This is a genomic window from Prochlorococcus sp. G5PB11, from assembly GCF_059772425.1.
Genome location: NZ_CM186287.1, coordinates 587,978 through 602,926, shown reverse-complemented (window position 1 = coordinate 602,926; position 14,949 = coordinate 587,978). Strand labels below are relative to the sequence as shown.

Here is a 14,949-nt window from a genome sequence, read left to right as displayed (position 1 = left end):
ATTAGTTTCAATGAATCCAAATTTAACTTGGGTTGAAATAACCGAGCTTTGTAAGCATTTGCTTTGCTCAGAAAAAGTTATTTATTCAGCCAAACGCCTTGAGGTTTTAAAAGCTGGAGAACATTTTTATGCTCTCGGCAATATCTCTAAAGGTGGTAAGCACATTTATTGTGTTGAACTTTGCCGCCAGGCTCTACTTGATCAAACTGCAAAGCAAGCAAAAGCAGCTTCAGAAAAGATCAAAGATAAAGAGGTTTATAACCAGAGCCATTTAAATGAATTAGCTACTTCCTCAAAAAAATGGACGCCAGTGCAAAATGAAAGTAAATAATACTGAACCTAGTTGGAGCTCTTGCCAAGCAAAGGTCGAGGCAACGAAAAACCGCAAGAAAACTACTGCGGAATTATTACTTGATTTTGATGAGGAAATTGATCGCTTGTTCCTAGAGAACAGCATAATTAAACCTCAGGATCGAATGATTCACCTGCGTGACCATATAAAAAAATCAGGTTTAAGAATTAGGGATGATGAAATCAGGAAAAAGATTTGGGAGGGCCGAAAGCGCAAGGCTGGGTCAGTTGAAATGCTGACCCCTGATATGGCTATTGATGCCCCAGAAGAAGTGTGGGCATGTAAAAACCTAATAATGCAGGCAGATTCAAATGTATTGGTTGCACTTCCAAAAGTTGGGAAGACTACTTTATTGATTGATCTAATTGCTAAATGGCATTTTGGTTGTGATGAGTACTTAGGACAGAAATTTCATGGAAAATGCCCGCCTGTTTTAATTGTTGGCACTGATATGCCTACAGCCAGATGGATGCCATTGTTAGGCCGATTTGGATTGGCTTACTTAGGTGAGGATAAGAAGTGGCACTTTATAAAAGATGGACCAATTAAAGGACTATTTACTACAAATAATCCACTCCATTTAGATGATGCAGGTTTAAGTCGAATAGCTGATGAGGCCGCAAAATATGAAGGATGTTTTTTGCTTTGTGATTGTTATGCAAAGTTGGTTCAACCTTTTGGATTGTCAGAAGGTGATGCGAACTTTGCCGGTCCCATAGGGGATTTGCTTGAAGCAGTTGCACCATATAAAACAACTACTGTGATGATTCATCACTCTGGACATAGTAGAAAAGGTCAAGGTGCTGTGGCTGCATGTAGAGGTTCAACCGCCTTCCCTGGGGCGGTTAGTCAAATTATCAATATGAGATGGCTAAGGCGTGAAGAAGATTTAAATGATAAAAGGGTTGTGATAGAGACTGAGGGGAGAGGCGAAGATTTTTCAATAATAATTTTGCAGGAAGAGGAAAGGTGGTCTTTAGAAGGTGATGCGACAGAAGTTATGGCAAAGCAACGCTTGATTGATGTAGAGCAAGAATTAAATGACACCCAAGATGAAACTCTTGAGGAAGTTCGTAGACGTTCGGCAATGAATGTCAATACAAGCCCTAAAGACATCGAAACTAAACTTGAAATATCTCATAGGCAGGCAGGCAGAACGCTAACTCAACTAAGAAAAAAAGGTTTAATTATTCAAATTGCAGGTGCTGGTAAGGGTAAAGGGCAAATTCAGTACAACATCAAAGGACAGCAAGGACTCAAAGGACATAGTGCAATTGATGACACTGGCAATGGAGAAACCCATTAGATGTAAATTAGAGTGTCCTTACTTTGGAGGGGTCTTTAATGTCTACCACGTCTTTAAAAGATACATGAGACACAAAGGATACTTGATGATTTAATAGATCCAATTAACAAAAATCGTCTTAAATATAACGTAGAACCAATATGGTAGTTTTTGAATGATTAATAATTGTCGGTCCTTTCTGGCACTTTCGTTAAGGGGGGATTCGATCCTCGAATTTTATCTAGGGTCAACCCCAGCAACTTGAGAATAATTCACAAAAAGCGAAACATTCTACCATCAATATCCAAGTCATACAAACAATTTCTACCTTTTGCCTTGAGAACCATGTTATGTGATGTCACCGAAGCCGCTTGGTATTTGGGCTATCAAAGTCCAGCGAGCTTATATCGTCTAATCAATGCAGGCTTATTAAAAGAATATACCTCCAACTATGAGGGGCAAATCTTATTAAGGATGGGTTCTAAGGGTAAATCTCCCACGCTGGCAAAAAAGGTTAGATCACTTTTAAACTTTAGAGGCGGGCATGAAATGTTTATGTTTGACCCTAAAGAGGAGGAATCATTGCAAAGAGTAAGGGATAGATACGAGCAGAAAAAGCAAGAGAAATTAACCGAAGCTAAACAATAATTGTTAATCCTTAAACCGTCTTAAAAGCCCTTAAACACTGCTATTTTTGCTTGTTGCCAACAGTAGATTATTCTCAAAATTTGAAGGTTTGACGCTGAGAAACAAAAGCCGTTTTAGACGACCCATGGTGAAGCCCATACAAGAACCTATGGATGCTTTATTCACTCTTAATGCAAATTGCAGCCAGACTATCTGCAGAAAAACTTCCATCCCAATTATCAATATCCACTACTTTTTCCTTTGCTTCTTGACATGCTTGTTTACTAGCCATTGTCAGGACAGAAGTAGAGACTGCGCCACGTTCACTCACTTTGACAAGTAATTTATAACTTTCTGCTTTAGCAGCGATAGGGGAGAGAAGCCCAGCGGTTAGGGCGAGTAGGAAGAAGCGTTTCATTCTGTTTTTTTTCTTTTTAAATCTCTCCATAAACAAGCAGACAAATACATAAAACAAGCCATCGCAATTATATAAAATGCAGTAGTCATTTAATTATTTGTTCTTACTCTGAATTAAAGCATTTCTAAAAACTATATCAACGCAATGGACGCAATGAACGCTCAATATTTCAATCAACGGGCAATGGACGCAATAACCGATACATATCAATCAACGGCAATCAACTATTAGCTACTTCTTAGTCATTCGATAGGTGACATAAAAGAACAATCCAAGCACTGCAAGATTTGCTATGGCATAAGTGATTGCTATTCCCATGACTGTAGTAAGCGTTTCATGTAGAACTTGGCGTATTTATCGCAGACTTAGTCATCTTTTTTTTTTGATAAAGATCGAGAACTTTGAAACCACTTAGTACTTTTAAACAAAAGAAAAAACATTGCCAACAGCAGTAAAAAAGCTAAAGCATCTAAATAAATGAATATCTGAGCGGAAAAGTTCACAAGTTTTATGAGGTGCTCATAGCACTTTTTGATATGAAAATCTTTTCAAGCTTTTTTCTTTCCCTTGTGAGTTGATCTTGTGATAACCATATGACCTTATTAAAAAACAAAATAAATTTAACAACAGCTATTGGAACCAAAATCAATAGATATAAGCTATGCAAATCCATTAATGATAAAAATTTAAGACGCTATAAAAACAAAGTATCCAACTTATAAAATCAAAAAAATAAAATATGATTCTTTTTTTGGTCACATATTAACCAACTTGAAGCGTTTTTCTATTACTACGTCTTTCTATATGATCTAGTTCAACGCAAGGCTGAGGAGAGCTTTTCGATAGAGTACGTTGATTATTAATTAAGCACTTTTGTTTTTATCTGAAACTTTTCGGGCTTCAGTTCGTGCAAGTTTCGCCTCAACTTGAGCAAGCCCTTTATCTAGTGCATCAGTTTTTATTAATGATTTTTCTGCCATTAATCAAAGTTTTTTAAGTTCATCGGAGGCTGATTTCATTTCATCGAACCAATCTGTATCTAATCTCTGCAATGATTTTTGATGTTAAAGGATTGTTTATAAATAAATAAGTAAAAGTTAAGATAAAGAAAGCCAAGAATGCACTTAAAAATAAAAACAGGATGAATAAACCTGAACTTGATTGAAAATTCAAAAAATCAGCAGCCTTTATTAGTTCGTTGCCAGTAAAACCCATTACAAAATAATCTAACTTCTTCTAAAATAATCATTTTAAAAACATACGAAGTAATTAAAAGTTGATCAGACAGATTTAAAATACATGTTTCAATGTGACTTATAATCTAATTCTAACTTTCAAATGCTAATTAGAAAAAAATAAAAAAGTAAAGTTATTTATGTTCAAAAAAAAGTCCTCTCCATGGGTTAGAGAGAACTTAAAATGCTTTATCAAATCAACTATAGATGCAATCAGTTTAAGCGTGAATTTTAAGTTACAAGGAAAACATCAAAATATACATAATCAATAAATTTTAAATGCTTTTTATGTAATCATTTGAAATTTAGTTTATTAATATTCTTTGATCAATCATCTTTCTTGGTCGGGCTACTCCCAATAGCTGGAGCATTTACACCATCAAAATTAGGACCAACTATTAATCCTACAATCGCAAAAAGTGCTATCGAAAGAGCACCTGCTAAGACTGCTGTTGGAGCAGGCGTACCAATTAATGAAGCAATAATCATAAGTTAATAAAATAATTAGAAAGAAGCTAATATAGCAAAAGCTTTTTAGTACTAGAAATAAGATATATGTAATTTATCTGTATTTAAATGATTTTAAGAATGTAGCAAATAATAGATTGATGACTCTTTTTTTATAGATAAATCCTTTAGAAATCGATTTAAACAAATTTCATATTAGCAATTCTTAAAGAACCGAACTACTAAATATAAATACTTACGAGTAAGCCGATCTATTTTTTTTTATTTAATTAATTTAAGTTTGCTCAACTTTTTACGAGATTTCACAGATGGATCTATTTCAAGCAATTCCAGAAAGCTTTTCAGTTCTTCAAATACTTTTATTGTGTTTTACTCCTTTACTTCCATTTTTATTTTTTGAACTAATAAATAATTTCAAAAATGACAATGATGATGATGACTTTGATGGTGGGATTAATATTTTAGCTTTGCAATCTTAGAAAATTATCACCATCATGAGCAAATTGAAACTCCAAAAAGATTTGCAAAGCAACTATGAAATACGACTTTTTTGATATTCCAAGATTAATGATTTCTCAACTCTGCACAACTTTATACATTACCTATGGCATATTATTTTAAAACTTTAATCGAAAATTATTGCGTAACGGGCAAACTTTCAGAAGATGAAGTGGATTTCCTTGAGAGAGAACACATAAGAACAATGAGTTCTATTAGTGAGATAATTTATCCTTCCATTGCTAACATAGATATATGTGAGGCTTGTAATCTTGAGCCAGGAAGCTTTTGGATTATTTGCAATGCTTCCATACTTGATCGAATTAGACCAGTCAAGACTGGTAAGCAAAGAGCACATAAATTATTTGATGCACTTTGTGAATATCAACTTTTTACCTCCAAGACCTGACGGGCGAGAATTAGAAAACAGTTATATTAATCTAATTATTTTATTAGCCTTTTATAAGCTTATAGATAAAGCCATTGCCCTCTGAATATCAAAGAAATTATAAATTTAAAAGGAAAATATAAAGAGAAAATAAGCACTTACATTTTGAGTGTAAATATGGACTTTTCATATTTTTTCTTGAATGTATTTTTTGTATAGCTGTTTATTAAAAACGAAATAGGAATTATGCTTTCTAAAGATAATGCTCATAAATCAATAGAAATCATGTTCGAACATGCATTAAAACGAATTGAAGAATTAAATGAGCCTTATAGGCAATGTCTTTTTGAGGAATACAAAGAGTGGATTGAGGGGCTTGGCGACAAAGGGATAGGTCAAGATGCAATAATTTTTAAGTATATTGGCAAGCTAGGAATTAACTAAGTATGGATTTGATTGAAAATTTAAATTGTATGAATATATCCAAGAAAATATTTGATTGATTTTTGTATTATCTATACCTATATTTTTGTAGCCAATTTATTTGTGTAAGTGCTCCCTTTTTACAAATAGATATTCTGAATATTTTTATTCGCAACGCTCAACTATATTAGATTGTAAAGAAAATATTAAACCAAGCTCAGGGGCTATGTCTTTCGCAATGTTTTATTGCCTTTCAACTATACTTTTATTTGTGATATTTTTTACTTATACGTCAACCTATATCGCAAGAAGACGGCCAAAATTTGTCTATAAAATTCATTTAGATACGCTTAAAAATCAATTAGAGGAAATATATGATTTACAAACTTATAAAGACTCTATACACAAATAATTTATTTATATAATGGCTGCTAATTCATTAATATCACAGGTATAACCTTCCGTTAGGAAAATCCTCTAGAGACATACTTGCTTCTTATCTAATACGATAAAAATCAACGAACAACCTTACAAGAATTACAACTATCGGCTTACCAGCTGCTATTGGATTAGGACTCGTATGGGTAGGCGTTCGAATTATGAATAACGAAAGAAAACTTGCAACTAGAGAAATGGAGCTACGGCTTTAACTTGATGTAAAAGCTATTAAGTGTTTATAACTAGGCCTGTCTAGTACTTTTAACCTAGTATTACCCCTACTCTGTTTTTGGAATTGACTACTATGAGTTTATTCTTCATCTAGGTTGTATAATCGGTATTAATATAAATTCAAATTATACAAACAAGTAAGCCCTCTATAGCATTACTAATATAAAGAGGTTTAATGTATTGAGCTATACATTAAATATGACATTTGTAATTACTGAACTTTTATTTGGCAACTTCAATACGATTAAAATTCCAATAACTTCAGATTCAATCTTTCTTCTACCTATTTTGATTGGACTTGGTTTAATAATTTCTTGCAGTCAATATATTTTTAGAGAATTACAAGAAAGAAAGATTTTTGTTCTTTCTAAAAATAAAATTGAAAATCAATTGGACTTTGAAGAATGTGTTCAAGAAACATTAACCCCGGAAAAGACAATAATAAATAAACTAAGTAGCTTTTCATCTCCCAAAATAGTAGGACTCGGAAGTCTAGCTTTTATAGCCTTAGGAGGGTCAGGTTTTCTAGCTTTGCAAGCTGCTAATAAGAACTTGCCTAATATTATTAAAACAAGTAATTTCAACAATCCAATCAAAGTTAAATCAACCAAATCTGAGTCATTAACATTTAATCCACAAAACATATCTATCACCTCTAAAAATAAGCTACAAAAAATTAAATATATAAGTCCTTCTTTTTCACAACTTAAACGCTCTAGAGAGAAAGAATATACAATTATTAAACCGATCAAAAATAAATCTTTCGATTTTTAATCCTCTCAACTTTTACTCTTTCGAACTAAGTGCGTATGAAGTGATAGCTATGCGATAGCGTATTAAATAAATATTCATCCTGTCAGGCAGTGGTCTATGGTTTAAGTCCTAACAAAGGGGAAATTCAGTAGTTATCTAATCCTTCTTTCCGTACTTAATCATTGCAACAGGAAGTCCAACAGTAAAAGCAGCTCCGATAACAAGAATCAAAATCCCTAATGGAGAAAAGATTTCAACACCAAGTCCTTCTTGCGCAAAGATCATTATTAAAAAGTCGAAGCATATTTGTTTTAGCTGTTCCAACTCGTTACGCTTGCGTAGTTTATTTTTTTTATTACTTCCAGATAAATTTTCTAATGCCTAAATAAATAGGCCAACTGGTAAAGACTCCAGCAAATAAAAGACCGAGAATTTCGCAAACAAATTCGATTGTTCCCAAAAAGGCTAGAGGATTTCTGTAATCAAAAATTGATTTAGGGTAGAAAACACGCTGCGAACTTAAGAAGCCAAGATTGAATTGATAATTCCAGATCTCATAGAAAAGATTTTGAGCTGCAGCAAAAGCTATTGCGCCCAGCATCGCAGCAATGAAAGTTAGAAGAACCTTTTTATCCCTGTTTATAAATCCATCATGTCGCAACTTTTCTATTGTTGATGCTGCAAAAGGTATCGCATCTGGCAGAGGTCTTTCAGGTCGCGAGCTAGAAATTAATCAAGAGTTGGAGAATCGCAGTGGCAAGAGAACTCAAGGGTTCTACGTCCCTTCTAACGGTTGGTCTAAACGTGCTTATGTTGCTGGGACTGCTTCTGCTGGTGGCAATTTAGTTGCAACTGATTTACTAGCTGACAACTTTATTGAAGCTCTCAGGAATAGAACTGTTGTTGGTGAACTTGGAGCAAGAATGCTTCCTGGATTAGTTGGAGATGTCGCTATTCCAAAACGTACTGGTGACAATTCCGTTACATGGTTTGGAGCTGATAACAGCGATGCAATCACCGAAACCACTGGCACGATTGGACAGGTAACAATGTCACCTAAGACTGTTGGGGCTTATACAAAGTTCTCACACTTGATGAGGTTACAGTCCACGCCAGAAATCGAACAGGTCATTAGAAATGGCTTTGTTGCGATCCTTGCAAACGCTATTGATGAGGCAGCATTAAATGGAAGCGGTTCGTCTTCTCAACCAACTGGAATCCTCCAGACTTCAGGGATTGGATCAGTGGCAGGTGGCAGTAATGGGCTCGCTCCTACTCTTGACCACGTTATTGATCTCAAGAAGGCTGTCTCAATAGATAACGCTGATTCTGCTAATGCGGCTTATGTCACTAATTCAAAAGTAGAAGCAGTTCTCTCAAAACTAAAAGACGGAAATTCCGCTTATCACTTATCACCCTATGCAGGGGAAATTGGAAAGCAGCAAATAGCATCACGCCGCTTTGAAGTAACTAATGCTATTCCATCAAATTTAAGTAAAGGTTCAGGGTCAAACTTGAGTGCAATCCTTTATGGAAACTTCCGTGATCTTTATGTTGGCATGTGGGGTTCACTAGAAATTCTTGTTGATCCTTACACCGATTTCGCAAAGGGAACAACTGGAGTTAGAGCTATTCAATCAATAGATATAGCTGTTGCTCATGCTGAGTCATTTGCAGCAATGAAGGATGCCATAGCAGCGTCCTAATAAAAGCGGTCAACTGGAGGAGCTTTTCAAGGTTTGTATCCTCCCTCTGTGGCACGTTGCAGGGCTGGTGGTGCGGAGTTGGCCGTAATTGTGGAAGTGGGTGAGTGAACCTCCAGTACTTGCCTACTTTCATTGCACCATTAGGAAAAGATGGCCCTGATCTAGTGTTCCGGAGCGTCGGTTTTTGTTTTTATTGATCTAAGTCCTTATCAAGGCATGATTTTTGAACAAGCAGGATATTGTGCCAATGTTTGTTTCTTGACTAGATCAGCCGCCTCTTTTGTCGCTTCTTTCTCAATGTTCTCAAGGGCTACTGTCAAAGCCATTTGAGCGTTTGCTTTGGACATGTATCCCAATTTATAAAAAGTGCATGAAGCCTGCATCCATCCAAGCCTTCTTAATACATTTGCCATTTGATCACTTGGTTGAGCAAAAGTCTTTGGAGTACTTAAGACAACTAATGCTGACCCAAAAATTGCAGCTTTAGTAAATAGCTTTAAAAGATTTTTTTTTATTCATTGGATGAATCTTCTTATCTCAAACTTAGCAGCGGGTCCCAATTTGTCTTTTTTCGCCAAGGGGGTATTCGATCCTCAAATTTTAACTAGGGTCAACCCCAGCAACTTGAGAATAAGTCACCAAGAGCGGAACATTTTACCACCAATATCCAAGTCATACAAACAAATTCCACCAATTGCCTTGAGAACCAATGTATTGCGATGTACCCGAAGCAGCGTTCTATTTGAATTATCAAAGTCCAGCAACTTTATACAGATTGCTTAAGGCTGGATTGCTTGACGACTATATAGAGATGTATGAAGGGCAGGTATTACTCAGGATGGGTACTAGAGGTAAATCTCCAGCTTTGGCGAAGCGTGTTAGAGCGTTAGTTAACTTTAGAGGTGGGCATGAAATGTTCATGTTTGACCCTAAAGAGGAGGAAAGTTTGCAAAAAGTGAGAGATAGATACTACGAAAAAAAGCAACAAAGATTAACCGAAGAAAGTCAATAGAAGTTAACCTTAACTCTCTCTAAAAGCCGCTTAAACACTCTTATTCTTGCTTAATCTTGTCTACAAGAGATTCTCAAAATTTGAAGTTCTGACCCTAGAGAAATCGAGAGCCGTAGGATGACCCACATGAGTTTTATGTGATTAGGACCCAAGACATGACTACTGCGCCTTCATGTCCTTTGGGACTACTATGGAATACTCTTCGGCAATTTTTCTTTTGGACAAAAGCCTATATGTTTGCGACAGCAACTTCTCTTGCATCTTTGATAGTCGTTGTTACAAACTCTTCCATCTGAGCATATTTTAATGTTTTTGGTTGTCTCTTTAGGCGCCTTCTGATAACAATTTTCCATACATTTTAGATACTCTTCATTATCGACTCTTAAAGTGTGATCGTTGCGGTGACGACGAGCAGATATTGGCTCGGTAATTGCTATAAAAGCAAGAGAAGCAGCAGCAATGAAAGCTAAACGGCGCATAAGATAATTAAGTCGAAAACTTATTAGTGACAAAGACATCTTCTTTCTTCATATTTTCTCCTGCTAGCGCCACAACTTTGTCCCCTCTCCCTTCTACAATAACCCGACTTACATTCACTATTCTGTGTACATTTCTCTCCTCTCTTGAGATTATTGCCTGCATTAACAGTAGTAGGTGAAAACAATACCAAACTAAGAGCTAGAACGGCTAAACGGCGCATAAGATATTTAAGTTGAAGTTACAACAATCTGAATCATTCTCGACTTTAGCCAAAATTTCAAAAACAGCTGGACATCCTTTACATTGATATGTTGCTCTTTCCAGAAGAAGTGCTTTTATTAATTCAATGAGGACTCTTAGTTAACAATTAAGTGAAAAAAAAGCTTTTACAATTCCTTTTAATTTTTAATTCAATAGTTTTAACCACAGCGCCTTCAATAAAAGCAGAAGAAGTTTTTTTTGAGCTTAAAAATGGAGATACAATTAGTGGTGAATTAATAGAGGAAGAGAGTACTAATAGTAAAAAAATTATATTACATCCAATATTAGGAAGATTAGAGATTGATGTTGATAGTATTTATGAAGATGAATTGCCGACAGATCAGAAATTATTGTCAGGTAAAGTACTCATTGGATTAGATGGTAATTATAATCAGTATTATAAAAATTCCGGCTTTTCAATTGAATCAAAGGGTAAATATGAAGGAGAAAAGAATTTATCAAATTTTGAGGTCGAATTTAATTACGGAAGTGAGGAAGATAAAGAAACTGGTGAAGAACTTAGTAGTTATGACGCCGAAATAAAGGCACGAAATGACTATCTTTTAACTGATAAATTTTCAGTATATACATCATCTGATTATTATTTTGATTCTCAAAGTCACGCCGGCAAGCATGATATAGAAGGATCTGTTGGACTAGGTTATTATCTTTTTAAAAATGAAAGTTCAGATTTTCAAATTTCATTAGGTCCCGCATTGATTTGGACAGAAGGAGGAGAAGACTGTTCAATTACTACAAGTTGTGGGGACTTGATCTATGCAACTAATCTAGAGGCAACATTTGGATGGTTAATAAGTAAACATCTCGAATTTGATTTATATAATACCTATACAAATGCAAACGGCGAAGGAGATCGAGCTATATCTAGCAATCGATTGGAATTAGAATTAAAGTTTTATCCGGATGTAAATTCAAACCTATTTACAGCTTTGGGTTATGAGAATATCTATCATGATTTGTCTGATCCAGAACCAGAAAATGCATACAAATTAAAAGTAGGAACAAGCTTTTAAATATTCCTGATCTAGTACAACTAATCTTCTTGATGTAAGCAAAGTTACTAAGCAGCTGCTTTTACTAGAAGCGAGGTTTCGTCAAAAGCACTAGCAAGATCTTTCGTTTGAAATCTGGAATAGCTCAATAGGTGAGTATCTAACGTGTGGCCCATTGCATCAGCAACTTGTTTTGGTGCTCTATAACTTCCATCCGCTTTAGGTCGATTGTGACCGTAATAGGCATATCTATGCCGGAAGGAGTAGGGGGTTAGTTCTTGCTTTTCCTTTGCAATTTCTTTTTTAATTGCATCCCAAACTTTTCTCCGGCTTAAGTAGGTTTTGCAAGATGCAGCCGCCTCGCCTTCCTTGCCTAGAGGTGGAATAAGAGATCTGCCCTCCTGTTCACAAATATGTAGCTGTTCTTTTAGATGCCAGGAAATAGGTCCATCAATGTCATGTACCAGCAGGGGATATAAACGCCTTGGTTCTGTTTTATTGCCTTTTTTACCACCCTTAGATTTTTCATAATTTGACCAAATTTCTTGGCCTCCATTACGGGTGTGGATGTGTCTAAGATCTTCAGGACGTAAGCCATAAACAGCCATACATTGAAAAGCAAACCTCCATTTATTACCAACATCATCAATGGGGAATGAATCTAATAATCGAATTATTTGAGCATCAGTTAATGGGTATCCAATTCGTTTTACTTCCTCTACAGCATCTTTAGAAGTAACCGCTGGAGGCATCCAAATTGATTCAAAGTTTTGTTCTTCTACGCAATATCTGAGGAACCCATAAAGGGCAAGCCGCATGTGCCTATGTTGCGTTGTTCCTTGTTCCCATCTTTTTAATGCTGCTTTGCAAAGAGCTTTACCGTTGGAATACCTTTTGGCTAGTCGCTCAATATTGCTAGGAGAGCAAGGGATTTTTTTACCCTGGGAATCTTTTTTATATTTTCTTCGACCATCAATAATTTCATGTTTGAAATCAACAAGGACAGGCATATATTTATTTTCCCAATTTGAATCTTTTACTTTTTTGCCTTTTGATTTTCGATAAGCAACTAAAGCTCCAGCCCAATCAACTTCGGTTTCGCTTGAAACTGTATGAGCAATATTGAAGCAAGTTTTTAGATCTAATTTTTGCCCTGACTCCTCATAGGCTTTTGCCGCTGCTTTTATCCTCATCAATGAATCAGGCCAATCCGATTCCTTCCAAGCGTATGGAATTGTTATATCTGCAATTTTTTTAGCGTCTTTACGAATTTGAACCCTTGTAGATTCTTTTTTCCCTTGCATGACTAACCACCCTTTTGGGGTGGAAGCTTTAACTGCTTTTCGAAATTCTTTTACCCAGCTTGGTTGATCTGATTTCCGAGGCAAGAGAGCACTAGGTTTCTGGTTCCCTATTTCTACCCCCACTTGGGGGTAAAATCAACCTTTAGTGGTCATTAGTTTACAGTCTCAAGCATTAGTAGGCAGACTGTGATTGAAGTTATAGCTTAAATATTACCGTTCTCGCTAGGACAGTACCCTTGCTTTGGGAGCACTAGGTCGCAGGCTCGAATCCTGTCACCCCGATCAGTCAGAGACAGGTTTCCCAGCCTGTCTTTTTTTATTGATAAATGAGACTGGGATCTCAGCGGGATCTCCCGAGTAGTTACTTGTCTTGAGTTGCAATGGTTTTGACCTCTCTGTGCTGGTTAGCCCTACCTCAACCGGCCTAGAGGAATAATGAATTTCTAGTTATGTTCCTAGAACATTGGTTATCAGTGAGCATTGATCCAATGAGAGTTAAGGAAGGTGTACTGCATAGCAACTTCCTTTTCTCGCTAAACCTTTTCTCTAATTAGAAATGACTTCAAGTAATAAGGCTCGTAATCATTGGTCTGATTATTCCAGAGGCTCAAGATTTGGAAAAATAATTGCATACGGAATTGGTGCAAAGCTCACCATTCTTGCAGGATTTCTTTTTTATATGATGGCTAACTAATAAAAAAGGACTGAGCTAAGTCAGTCCTGAGTATTCATCCAAAAATGATTGCAAATATAGATAAGTCAATTACTTAGGATGCGTAGATTTTTTTCGCAGTAGTAACAAATTGCTCATCTGAGAATACAGCCTCTACTTCGCACATACATCCAAAACCTTTTATCCAAGGAGCAGCGTGTTCCCACATCTTGCTGATATCAGTTGCTTCAGCTACGAAGCTACCTGTTCCATTAAGTGGGTTGGTTACACGCCAAAGAATTTTAAAACCTTCAGTTTCGTCAGCTGGACCACCAGCTTCAAGATATTCAAGAAATTTTTCTCCTCCTGCAAATGATGATTCCTGAGTAGGAAATGCCCAGTCAAGTTTAAAAAGAGCCATTGAAGAACAATATATTTGAATTTGATTTTTAACGAAAATCGATATGAAAGATGCAAAAAGTCTTCCAGTTAACATCAAGTAACTTTTGAGGTAGCCTTCCGACGGATGAATTTGTGTAGTATTTTCCGTCAACTATATTCTTATCTTCTGTGAGACTATCTAGTGAAATTTTTTGTGATAATTATGGATGCTCCCGTTCAACACATAAATTTATTCAATGCAATGCTTGCTTTATATGTAATTGGTTATCAAATAACTATTTGCGTTGATTGGAGTTGGATTCCTATGAATAAAGAGGATTACCAACTTCCTTATCAAGATAAATGGAGCGTTAATCAACAATGACTCCTGATATTTTTAATCAAGCAGCAGCTGAATCAAAACAATTTGGCCTTTGGCTTCCGGTAATAGGAGTAATTATTGTTTTTTTAGGAATGAATATGAGAGTTGAAATTAAAATCCAGAATGAAGAAGAATTTGATAATAATGATTGACTAAGTCAATCATTCCTGTGTTTTCGATAGCAATCGGCGGTCAAACGGTGGAGGACTAATCTTATTTGGGCTGTTTTCTAATGCCAAACATCTCAGCCATTTTTCCAGTTGAAGCAAAGTATCCAATTGCTCCAAGGAACAAAGTAAAAGCAATCAGATTGGGAACGATTCCACCAATAATCTGAGCTTCTCCAAAAGTCAGGAAAGTAATCACAACAAAAACTCTTGCCCAGTTATCAGCGAAACTCATTAGGAGGATCGAAATAAATTAAAAATGACTGAAAGAAGCAGGCTTATGGCAATACAGCTTACTACTGGAAAATAAAAAGATGAGTTTTCACTTCGAATAATGATGTCCCCAGGCAATCGTCCTAATCCTATTCGTTTTAAGTAAGGATATAGAACACCTATTGATGCGATCAGAAGTCCTATTGTAATGAGCATTTTTTGCATTAATAGTCCCTAGGTTGTGGCGACTGGTAAAAGAAAT

General features: G+C 35.8%; 24 protein-coding genes. 13 read left to right on the top strand and 11 right to left on the bottom strand.

What is annotated here, in order from left to right; all coding sequences use genetic code 11:
• Nucleotides 1–10 precede the first annotated feature (10 nt).
• The 3 genes from AC6EI0_RS03925 (at nucleotide 11) to AC6EI0_RS03915 (ending at nucleotide 2,285) form a co-directional block, all read left to right on the top strand.
• Nucleotides 11–331, top strand: coding sequence for a hypothetical protein (locus tag AC6EI0_RS03925; RefSeq protein WP_498523150.1), 321 nt, complete (start codon nucleotides 11–13; stop codon nucleotides 329–331).
• Nucleotides 318–1,658: an AAA family ATPase gene (locus tag AC6EI0_RS03920; protein ID WP_498523149.1), complete on the top strand. Its 1,341-nt coding sequence runs from the start codon at nucleotides 318–320 to the stop codon at nucleotides 1,656–1,658. Before AC6EI0_RS03925 ends, AC6EI0_RS03920 begins: the two co-directional genes overlap by 14 nt.
• A gap of 324 nt (nucleotides 1,659–1,982) precedes the next feature.
• Nucleotides 1,983–2,285 carry a hypothetical protein gene (locus tag AC6EI0_RS03915; protein ID WP_498523148.1) on the top strand — a complete coding sequence of 101 codons (303 nt, stop codon included), beginning with the start codon at nucleotides 1,983–1,985 and terminating at the stop codon, nucleotides 2,283–2,285.
• A gap of 157 nt (nucleotides 2,286–2,442) precedes the next feature.
• Here AC6EI0_RS03915 and AC6EI0_RS03910 read toward each other — a convergent pair whose 3' ends face one another.
• Both AC6EI0_RS03910 and AC6EI0_RS03905 read right to left on the bottom strand, forming a co-directional pair.
• Entirely contained in the window at nucleotides 2,443–2,682 is a 240-nt protein-coding gene (locus AC6EI0_RS03910) for a hypothetical protein (protein ID WP_413391086.1), read from the bottom strand.
• Between the two features lie 1,562 nt (nucleotides 2,683–4,244).
• A complete protein-coding gene (locus tag AC6EI0_RS03905) occupies nucleotides 4,245–4,406 on the bottom strand; it encodes a hypothetical protein (RefSeq protein ID WP_498463078.1) in 162 nt (53 codons plus the stop codon).
• Nucleotides 4,407–4,693: 287 nt separating this feature from the next.
• Here AC6EI0_RS03905 and AC6EI0_RS03900 point away from each other — a divergent pair, with 287 nt between their 5' ends.
• The 4 genes from AC6EI0_RS03900 to AC6EI0_RS03885 all read left to right on the top strand — a co-directional run bounded on the left by AC6EI0_RS03900 (nucleotide 4,694) and on the right by AC6EI0_RS03885 (nucleotide 7,137).
• On the top strand, nucleotides 4,694–4,864 hold the full coding sequence (locus AC6EI0_RS03900; RefSeq protein WP_498523147.1) for a hypothetical protein: 171 nt from the start codon (nucleotides 4,694–4,696) through the stop codon (nucleotides 4,862–4,864).
• A gap of 125 nt (nucleotides 4,865–4,989) precedes the next feature.
• The gene (locus AC6EI0_RS03895; RefSeq protein ID WP_498507696.1) at nucleotides 4,990–5,292 is read left to right on the top strand and encodes a hypothetical protein; all 303 of its coding nucleotides are present in this window, start codon (nucleotides 4,990–4,992) and stop codon (nucleotides 5,290–5,292) included.
• 225 nt (nucleotides 5,293–5,517) lie between these two features.
• Nucleotides 5,518–5,715 carry a hypothetical protein gene (locus tag AC6EI0_RS03890; RefSeq protein WP_498507697.1) on the top strand — a complete coding sequence of 66 codons (198 nt, stop codon included), beginning with the start codon at nucleotides 5,518–5,520 and terminating at the stop codon, nucleotides 5,713–5,715.
• Nucleotides 5,716–6,561: 846 nt separating this feature from the next.
• Nucleotides 6,562–7,137 (top strand): hypothetical protein, encoded by a 576-nt coding sequence (locus AC6EI0_RS03885; protein ID WP_498523146.1) that lies wholly within the window; start codon nucleotides 6,562–6,564, stop codon nucleotides 7,135–7,137.
• Between the two features lie 135 nt (nucleotides 7,138–7,272).
• Here AC6EI0_RS03885 and AC6EI0_RS03880 read toward each other — a convergent pair whose 3' ends face one another.
• Both AC6EI0_RS03880 and AC6EI0_RS03875 read right to left on the bottom strand, forming a co-directional pair.
• On the bottom strand, nucleotides 7,273–7,401 hold the full coding sequence (locus tag AC6EI0_RS03880; protein WP_498523145.1) for a hypothetical protein: 129 nt from the start codon (nucleotides 7,399–7,401) through the stop codon (nucleotides 7,273–7,275).
• A 70-nt stretch (nucleotides 7,402–7,471) separates the two neighbouring features.
• On the bottom strand, nucleotides 7,472–7,717 hold the full coding sequence (locus AC6EI0_RS03875) for a hypothetical protein (RefSeq protein ID WP_498523144.1): 246 nt from the start codon (nucleotides 7,715–7,717) through the stop codon (nucleotides 7,472–7,474).
• A 7-nt stretch (nucleotides 7,718–7,724) separates the two neighbouring features.
• On the opposite strand from AC6EI0_RS03875, the gene AC6EI0_RS03870 reads away from it, so the two are divergent.
• Nucleotides 7,725–8,822: a phage major capsid protein gene (locus AC6EI0_RS03870; protein ID WP_498523143.1), complete on the top strand. Its 1,098-nt coding sequence runs from the start codon at nucleotides 7,725–7,727 to the stop codon at nucleotides 8,820–8,822.
• Between the two features lie 209 nt (nucleotides 8,823–9,031).
• On the opposite strand, the gene AC6EI0_RS03865 is transcribed toward AC6EI0_RS03870, so the two are convergent.
• The gene (locus tag AC6EI0_RS03865) at nucleotides 9,032–9,235 is read right to left on the bottom strand and encodes a hypothetical protein (RefSeq protein ID WP_498523142.1); all 204 of its coding nucleotides are present in this window, start codon (nucleotides 9,233–9,235) and stop codon (nucleotides 9,032–9,034) included.
• A 296-nt stretch (nucleotides 9,236–9,531) separates the two neighbouring features.
• Between AC6EI0_RS03865 and AC6EI0_RS03860 the strand changes: the two genes are divergently transcribed.
• On the top strand, nucleotides 9,532–9,834 hold the full coding sequence (locus AC6EI0_RS03860) for a hypothetical protein (protein ID WP_498523141.1): 303 nt from the start codon (nucleotides 9,532–9,534) through the stop codon (nucleotides 9,832–9,834).
• A gap of 188 nt (nucleotides 9,835–10,022) precedes the next feature.
• Here AC6EI0_RS03860 and AC6EI0_RS03855 read toward each other — a convergent pair whose 3' ends face one another.
• Together AC6EI0_RS03855 and AC6EI0_RS03850 are read right to left on the bottom strand one after the other, a co-directional pair.
• A complete protein-coding gene (locus AC6EI0_RS03855) occupies nucleotides 10,023–10,352 on the bottom strand; it encodes a hypothetical protein (protein WP_498523140.1) in 330 nt (109 codons plus the stop codon).
• Entirely contained in the window at nucleotides 10,337–10,534 is a 198-nt protein-coding gene (locus tag AC6EI0_RS03850) for a hypothetical protein (protein ID WP_498523139.1), read from the bottom strand. Before AC6EI0_RS03850 ends, AC6EI0_RS03855 begins: the two co-directional genes overlap by 16 nt.
• Before the next feature lie 151 nt (nucleotides 10,535–10,685).
• On the opposite strand from AC6EI0_RS03850, the gene AC6EI0_RS03845 reads away from it, so the two are divergent.
• On the top strand, nucleotides 10,686–11,609 hold the full coding sequence (locus tag AC6EI0_RS03845; protein WP_498523138.1) for a DUF481 domain-containing protein: 924 nt from the start codon (nucleotides 10,686–10,688) through the stop codon (nucleotides 11,607–11,609).
• 47 nt (nucleotides 11,610–11,656) lie between these two features.
• Here AC6EI0_RS03845 and AC6EI0_RS03840 read toward each other — a convergent pair whose 3' ends face one another.
• A complete protein-coding gene (locus AC6EI0_RS03840; RefSeq protein ID WP_498523137.1) occupies nucleotides 11,657–12,976 on the bottom strand; it encodes a site-specific integrase in 1,320 nt (439 codons plus the stop codon).
• 472 nt (nucleotides 12,977–13,448) lie between these two features.
• On the opposite strand from AC6EI0_RS03840, the gene AC6EI0_RS03835 reads away from it, so the two are divergent.
• Nucleotides 13,449–13,586 (top strand): hypothetical protein, encoded by a 138-nt coding sequence (locus tag AC6EI0_RS03835; protein ID WP_498523136.1) that lies wholly within the window; start codon nucleotides 13,449–13,451, stop codon nucleotides 13,584–13,586.
• Between the two features lie 73 nt (nucleotides 13,587–13,659).
• Here the strand turns inward: AC6EI0_RS03835 and AC6EI0_RS03830 are convergent, their stop codons facing one another.
• Complete coding sequence (locus AC6EI0_RS03830; RefSeq protein ID WP_038655309.1) at nucleotides 13,660–13,965, bottom strand: DUF3303 domain-containing protein; 306 nt, start codon at nucleotides 13,963–13,965, stop codon at nucleotides 13,660–13,662.
• A gap of 162 nt (nucleotides 13,966–14,127) precedes the next feature.
• On the opposite strand from AC6EI0_RS03830, the gene AC6EI0_RS03825 reads away from it, so the two are divergent.
• Together AC6EI0_RS03825 and AC6EI0_RS03820 are read left to right on the top strand one after the other, a co-directional pair.
• On the top strand, nucleotides 14,128–14,310 hold the full coding sequence (locus AC6EI0_RS03825; protein ID WP_498523135.1) for a hypothetical protein: 183 nt from the start codon (nucleotides 14,128–14,130) through the stop codon (nucleotides 14,308–14,310).
• Nucleotides 14,307–14,459, top strand: coding sequence for a hypothetical protein (locus AC6EI0_RS03820; RefSeq protein WP_498523134.1), 153 nt, complete (start codon nucleotides 14,307–14,309; stop codon nucleotides 14,457–14,459). The genes AC6EI0_RS03825 and AC6EI0_RS03820 overlap by 4 nt, the downstream gene beginning before the upstream one ends.
• Before the next feature lie 61 nt (nucleotides 14,460–14,520).
• On the opposite strand, the gene AC6EI0_RS03815 is transcribed toward AC6EI0_RS03820, so the two are convergent.
• Both AC6EI0_RS03815 and AC6EI0_RS03810 read right to left on the bottom strand, forming a co-directional pair.
• Entirely contained in the window at nucleotides 14,521–14,709 is a 189-nt protein-coding gene (locus tag AC6EI0_RS03815) for a hypothetical protein (RefSeq protein ID WP_498523133.1), read from the bottom strand.
• Nucleotides 14,709–14,903: a DUF2905 domain-containing protein gene (locus AC6EI0_RS03810; RefSeq protein ID WP_498523132.1), complete on the bottom strand. Its 195-nt coding sequence runs from the start codon at nucleotides 14,901–14,903 to the stop codon at nucleotides 14,709–14,711. The genes AC6EI0_RS03815 and AC6EI0_RS03810 overlap by 1 nt, the downstream gene beginning before the upstream one ends.
• Between the last annotated feature and the right edge of the window lie 46 nt (nucleotides 14,904–14,949).